Origin of the sequence: uncultured Lamprocystis sp. (assembly GCF_903933125.1) — a bacterium.
In the GTDB taxonomy this organism is placed as follows: domain Bacteria; phylum Pseudomonadota; class Gammaproteobacteria; order Chromatiales; family Chromatiaceae; genus Thiodictyon.
Map to the genome: position 1 here is coordinate 1 of NZ_CAIZIZ010000091.1, position 5,618 is coordinate 5,618.

7 protein-coding genes and 1 riboswitch are annotated in these 5,618 nt (G+C 66.0%); of the genes, 4 read left to right on the top strand and 3 right to left on the bottom strand.

Features of this window, described 5'->3' with window-relative positions; genetic code table 11:
* Positions 1-340: 340 nt before the first annotated feature.
* The 3 genes from QZY03_RS03910 to QZY03_RS03920 form a co-directional block, all read right to left on the bottom strand.
* Positions 341-871, bottom strand: a complete 531-nt coding sequence (locus QZY03_RS03910; protein WP_295578445.1) for a hypothetical protein — start codon at positions 869-871, stop codon at positions 341-343.
* 192 nt (positions 872-1,063) lie between these two features.
* Entirely contained in the window at positions 1,064-1,270 is a 207-nt protein-coding gene (locus tag QZY03_RS03915; protein WP_295578446.1) for a DUF1826 domain-containing protein, read from the bottom strand.
* Between the two features lie 35 nt (positions 1,271-1,305).
* On the bottom strand, positions 1,306-1,686 hold the full coding sequence (locus QZY03_RS03920; protein WP_295578447.1) for a Fur family transcriptional regulator: 381 nt from the start codon (positions 1,684-1,686) through the stop codon (positions 1,306-1,308).
* A 209-nt stretch (positions 1,687-1,895) separates the two neighbouring features.
* A riboswitch (cobalamin riboswitch) is annotated at positions 1,896-2,096 on the top strand.
* A gap of 147 nt (positions 2,097-2,243) precedes the next feature.
* Here QZY03_RS03920 and QZY03_RS03925 point away from each other — a divergent pair.
* The 4 genes from QZY03_RS03925 to QZY03_RS03940 are packed head-to-tail and all read left to right on the top strand — an operon-like array spanning position 2,244 to position 5,146.
* A complete protein-coding gene (locus QZY03_RS03925) occupies positions 2,244-2,915 on the top strand; it encodes an energy-coupling factor ABC transporter permease (protein ID WP_295578448.1) in 672 nt (223 codons plus the stop codon).
* Positions 2,912-3,253 (top strand): energy-coupling factor ABC transporter substrate-binding protein, encoded by a 342-nt coding sequence (locus QZY03_RS03930; protein WP_295578449.1) that lies wholly within the window; start codon positions 2,912-2,914, stop codon positions 3,251-3,253. Before QZY03_RS03925 ends, QZY03_RS03930 begins: the two co-directional genes overlap by 4 nt.
* A complete protein-coding gene (cbiQ, locus tag QZY03_RS03935; RefSeq protein ID WP_295578450.1) occupies positions 3,240-3,992 on the top strand; it encodes a cobalt ECF transporter T component CbiQ in 753 nt (250 codons plus the stop codon). Before QZY03_RS03930 ends, cbiQ begins: the two co-directional genes overlap by 14 nt.
* Positions 3,989-5,146, top strand: a complete 1,158-nt coding sequence (locus QZY03_RS03940; RefSeq protein ID WP_295578451.1) for an energy-coupling factor ABC transporter ATP-binding protein — start codon at positions 3,989-3,991, stop codon at positions 5,144-5,146. The genes cbiQ and QZY03_RS03940 overlap by 4 nt, the downstream gene beginning before the upstream one ends.
* The last annotated feature ends 472 nt before the right edge of the window (positions 5,147-5,618 follow it).

Sequence of the window (5,618 nt, forward strand, 5' to 3'; positions counted from 1 at the left end):
GGCCGCGCCGAAGCCCAGCCGTTAGAGGTCACCGCGGCACCCATCGCGGCGGGACGCCGCTCCCACGGGGGACATTCATCCTCCGGGGTAGCTGATGTTCCTTATCATGGCGCTCGCGCCACCCCGAAACATGAAAGTCCTCTCGACCACTGTCACAACTGCCGGCGTGCGAGGCTGCGTCGTCAGGGCTTCCAGCCCCGACATAGCGAGGCCAGGATGGCCTGACTACGCGCCAGGCCGGACGGGGCATTCGCCCCGTCCGAAACGTTTTGAATGCGGCGGTAAGGGCTGAGCTTTTGATACCAGAAGACGATCCGCCGCGGGCCGGGCGCCGGTGCCCTCACTGGCCGGCCGATGGGGACCCGGCAGGGTGAATTGCCGGGCCGTCGGCGCTCGGGTGGCCCGGTGCTGTCGGCGGCAGTGCCTCGATCTGGCGGACAATGGCCGCAATTTTCCCGTGCAGGTCGGATTCGCTGGCATGTGCTGCGGCATGTGCGGCATGCTTGGCCGCCATCTGCGCATGTTGCGCGTCTAGCGCAACCGTGTCCGTGCCGGCAGCGAGCGCCTGTTCATGGGCGGTGATCGCTTCACCGTGTGCGCGCATTTCGGTGGCCTCTGCGGCGATCTCACTGCGGTGTCGGCTGATCAGCCATAACAGCTTGTAGGCCGCCGCTTCGGCGGCACTGTGTTCGGTCTCGGCGTCGGCATTCTCGGCACTCCAGCGGGCGTGGTCCTCGGCCCAGGATGTGTGCTCGGCTTCCATTTTGGCGACGTCGGCGGCACAAGTCGCATGCGGGGCCAGCCCGGCCGCGGCGATGGTCAGGGCAACGACCAGCAGCGGCGAGGTCAGCGGACGGTAGCGATGGATCAAGGTCATGGCAGTCTCCGTGGTTGGCTGAGTTAGGCAGGTAGAGCCAATGAACCCATCATTCGACGCCACGGCCGTATGTCGGCCGGTGGAGCGCATTGATGGAGCGCATTGATGGAGCGCATTGATGGAGCGCATTGATGGAGCGCATTGATGGAGCGCATTGATGGAGTGAGTTGATTAGGCCGCCGAGCGTCAGGCGTCCAGGCAAGAGAGTATCCGAGTCTCACCGGTGCCGGCGATGGGGGGCGAGCGATGCACCAGCCCCACGGCTCGGTCGTCCGGATAGATCGCGCCCTTCATAATGACGCTGATGGCGCCGATTGAGGTAAAGACAGTGGTCGGCCTGTCCCGGCGACGGCGAAACCAGCGGCTGTGCCGGGCGACCGCATCGCAGATCATGGTTCTCGTCCGCGACAGCGCGCCCACCGCCGCGGTCATCCTTCCCCCGTGCCGCACGCGGCGCACACTCCGTATAGCGTGATGTCGTGTCGCTGGACGCTGAAATCGCGAGGAACCAGCGTGTCCAGGTCCTGCACGCAGCCGCGCAGGTCGAAAATATGGCGACAGCGGTCGCACACAAAATGGTGGTGATGACCCCGGTCGGCCGGTTCGTAGCAGGGCGGGTTGCCCGGAATCTCGACCAGCAGAACCTCTTTGCGCGCCATGAATGTCTTCAGGGCGCGGTACACCGTTGCCAACCCGATCCCCGCGCTGTCCGCGTTCGCCCCCTCCCGAATTTCCTGCGGCGTCAGCGGTCGATCCGCCCGCCGCAAGGTGTTCAGAATCGCCTCGCGTTGCCGGGTGGAGTAGCTCACGCCCTTGCTCTCGTTGACCAGAATTGAGAATAGAGTATCATGTGTAGCAAATGAGAAGCGAGTCTCATATTTTCCGGTAGGCGTAGGCTCACACCGGATGACAGACGCGAGGCAGCGGAACGTACAGTCACGATCGCCCGGCCCGGTATCGCCGAACTGTTGGCCGACCCGGAGGCCGATTTGACCAGCCGAACAGGAAGGTCTTAAAGTAAGAAGCGAACGCCACCGGTTCCCCCGCGGCCATGCCCCGGGGGATGAAAAGGGAACATGGTTCAAAGCCATGGCTGCCCCCGCAACTGTACGCAGTGAGTCGCACCCAAGATCACCACTGGCCGCCGAACGGCGCTGGGAAGGTGGGTGTCGATGCCGACCTGCAAGCCAGGAGACCTGCCGGTGTCGGGTGTCGATCAGTCAATCCGGGCGGGGTGTTCCGGTGGCGAGACGCAAGGTTTCCGCTTGTCTGGAACTCCCAGGGCCGACCGGCGGCTGACCTGCCTGGGCGTCCCGTGGTCTCTCCCCAGAATGATCTGCCCCTTCATTGTGGAGCGATCGTTGTCATGCATATCATGGAGGGGTTCCTACCCCCGGTTCATGCTGCCGCCTGGGGCCTTGCGTCCCTGCCGTTTCTGGTCATGGGGGCGCGTAGCGTCGTCCGGGTCACCCGCGAGCACCCGCGGGCCAAGCTGCTCCTGGCCAGCGCCGGGGCCTTCGCCTTCGTCCTGTCCGCGCTCAAGATTCCATCGGTGACCGGGAGTTGTTCGCATCCCACCGGCACGGGGCTGGGGGCTATCCTCTTCGGCCCCGCGGTGATGGCGGTGCTGGGGGCCATCGTGCTGCTGTTCCAGGCTCTGCTGCTGGCGCATGGCGGCCTGACCACCCTGGGCGCCAACATCTTCTCCATGGCCATCGCCGGCCCCTGGGTCGCCTATGGGGTGTTCCGGCTCGCCCGCACCCTGGGCGGCCCCCTGGCGCTGGGCGTGTTTCTGGCCGCCGCCCTGGGTGACCTGGCCACCTACCTGGTCACCTCCGTGCAACTCGCGCTCGCCTTCCCCGACCCGGTCAGCGGCTTCCTGGGGGCCCTGACCAAGTTCGGGAGCGTCTTTGCGCTGACCCAGATCCCGTTGGCCATCATCGAGGGGCTGCTCACCGTGCTGGTGGTCAACCTGCTGATCCAATTCAGCCGGGACGACCTTGACGAACTGGCCTTCGCGCCGGGGGTGGTGCGATGAAACGTACCAATCTGTTGCTCCTGGCGGCGGTGATGGTCATCGCCGCGCTGCCGCTGATCCTCCCGCTGCCCGGCGGGCTTGCCGAGCCCTTCGCCGGGGCCGATGCCCAAGCCCAGACCGCGATCACCGCGGCGAATCCGGACTACCAGCCCTGGTTCACGCCCCTGTGGGAGCCGCCGAGCGGAGAGATCGAAAGCCTGCTGTTTGCCCTGCAGGCGGCCCTGGGGGCGGGTCTGCTCGGCTATTACCTCGGCCTGCGGCGCGGTGAGTCGCAGCGGCGCAAATCGGACGCAGATCCGGCCAGGCTCGACGCGCAGGCCGTCGATGCACGCGATTGACCGGCACGCCTGGACCAATCGCTGGCGCCGTCACCACCCCGGCGAGCAGCTGTTGCTCGCCGGCGGGGGCCTGGTCCTGGCCCTGACGCTGCCGCCCCTGACCGCCGGACCCCTGCTGTGCATCCTCATGGCCGGTGCCACGGTAGTTGGGGCCGGCGTTCCCATGCGCGCCTTCCTGGGGGTCATGGCCCTGCCGACCGGGTTTCTGCTCACCAGCGCGCCCTTTCTGGCGCTTTCGCTCGACTTGCGTGACGGGTTACACCTTGCCTATTCCCCGGCCGGGGCGACGCTCGCCCTGGCGGTGACCCTGCGTTCCCTGGGGGCACTGTCCTGTCTGGCCTTTCTGGCCTTGACCACCCCGGTCGCGGAACTGGTTCCCTGGCTGCGCCGCTTGGGGGTGCCGGCCGCCGTGGTCGAGATCGCGCTCCTGATCTATCGGCTGATCTTCATCTTCATGGAACGGGCAGTGACGGGTCAGCAGGCCCAGGCCGCGCGCCAAGGGTACAGCACCAGACGCCGCAGCCTCCGGTCACTGGGACTCCTGATCGCGACCCTGTTCCAACGGGCCCTGGAGCGGGCGCGCCGCCTGGAGGTCGGGCTCGCCGCCCGCGGGTACGTCGGCGAACTGCGCGTCCTGACCCCGGAGCGTCCCCTGTCCCGGCGTCGGCTGGCGGGGATTGGGGGTCTGCTGCTGGCGGTCGCCCTGGGATCCGTGCTGCTGGATCGGGGCCTGGTATGAACCCGATCATCCTGTCTGCACGGGGGTTGGAATACAGTTACCCCGGAGGCATTGTTGCCCTGAGCGGTTTGGACCTTGAGGTAGCGCGGGGGCGCAAGCTCGCCCTGCTGGGTGCCAACGGCTGCGGCAAGACCACCCTGCTCCTGCACCTGAACGGCACGCTGAAGCCCTCCCGCGGCCAGGTTTTACTGGACGGCGCGGTCGCGGGGTATGGCCGTCAGGCCCTCAACGTCTGGCGCAACAAGGTCGGGTTGGTCTTGCAGGAGCCGGACGACCAACTCTTTTCGGCCACCGTCGAGCAGGATGTCTCCTTCGGCCCGCTCAATCAGGGACTGCCGGAGGCGGTGGTGCGCGCACGGGTCGCCGAGTCGTTGGAGACCCTGCGCATCGCCGCATTGGCCGAGCGTCCAACCCATTCCTTGAGCTTCGGCCAGAAGAAGCGGGTTGCCATCGCCGGGGTGCTGGCGATGCGACCCGCGGTCCTGATTCTGGACGAACCCACCGCCGGGCTGGACCCCCAGGGCGTTGCCCACCTGCTGTCCGCCTTGGAACACCTGTGCCTGGCCGGCACGACCCTGGTGTTTTCCACCCATGATGTTGACCTGGCCTATGGCTGGGCGGATGACGTGGCCATCCTGGGTCAAGGCCTCGTGGTCTGTCAGGGTGAGGCCCTGGCAACCCTCGCGGACGCGGAACGCTTGCGCGCCGCGCACCTGCGAACGCCCACCCTGTTGGCCCTGGCCGTTGCCCTGGGGTTCGGCGGTGGTCCGGAAAACCCGCAACCTCCGCCTCGCACGCCGGCCGCCCTGATCGCCCGGATACAAAGTTCGCGGAACGAATCCGTCAAGCGACCTATCCTACAGTTTCACCCCAAAACCGGTCCCACGGGGACGCGCCACCGTGAGGAACCAGAGATGACCGGCAATCAGCAACCGGAACACGATCATGATCACGATCACGTCCATGAGCACCAGCATGAACATGCGCACGAACATGAACATCCCGGGAGCGGCTCGCACACCCATGCGCACACCCATACCCACGTTCACCCGCACGCGCATGAAGACACCAATCCGCACCCCAAAGAGGGTGATCATGGCGCCCACGACCATGACCACACCGGTGAGCACGGTCCACACGATCACGCGCACTGAGCGCGTCGGGAGCACTTCCGACCGGCGGCGCGAGCGTTCGTCAAAGACCCGGAAAGGAGTGAGGGTGCCTGCGATGTCGCCGTCGCTGACGCGAACCGAGGCCGACGATTCCATCGTTGTCGTTGTCGTAATCGTTATCGGATTCGGATCGATTCAGGACCCTCTGTAAGCCTGCGAAGCGGCTACTCCAGCCGCGCGCGTCGTGCCTCAATGACGACAACGACAACGACAACGATAACGACAACGGTGCGAAAGGCATGCCCAAACAGACCTGTTTCGATTGCTCGTGAACCGTTCCTGACGGAGCGGAGACCTGCCATCTCCGACGTTCTAAACTCGACTTTGGCCATTTCAGGGAGTCGAGGCCAGTTGATTCAGCACGCGTTGCCAATCCTGGCGGGAAATAACGAGGGCGTCCGGGTCTGCGGTTGAGTTGACGAAATTCGCCGCCGCCCAACTGGTGCGGCGCACC

Bases quoted from the DNA above. Each gene is read 5' to 3' on its own strand.
- QZY03_RS03915 (WP_295578446.1), bottom strand. From the start codon at position 1,270: ATGATCTGCGATGCGGTCGCCCGGCACAGCCGCTGGTTTCGCCGTCGC.
- QZY03_RS03925 (WP_295578448.1), top strand. From the start codon at position 2,244: ATGCATATCATGGAGGGGTTCCTACCCCCGGTTCATGCTGCCGCCTGG.
- QZY03_RS03930 (WP_295578449.1), top strand. From the start codon at position 2,912: ATGAAACGTACCAATCTGTTGCTCCTGGCGGCGGTGATGGTCATCGCC.
- cbiQ (WP_295578450.1), top strand. From the start codon at position 3,240: ATGCACGCGATTGACCGGCACGCCTGGACCAATCGCTGGCGCCGTCAC.
- QZY03_RS03940 (WP_295578451.1), top strand. From the start codon at position 3,989: ATGAACCCGATCATCCTGTCTGCACGGGGGTTGGAATACAGTTACCCC.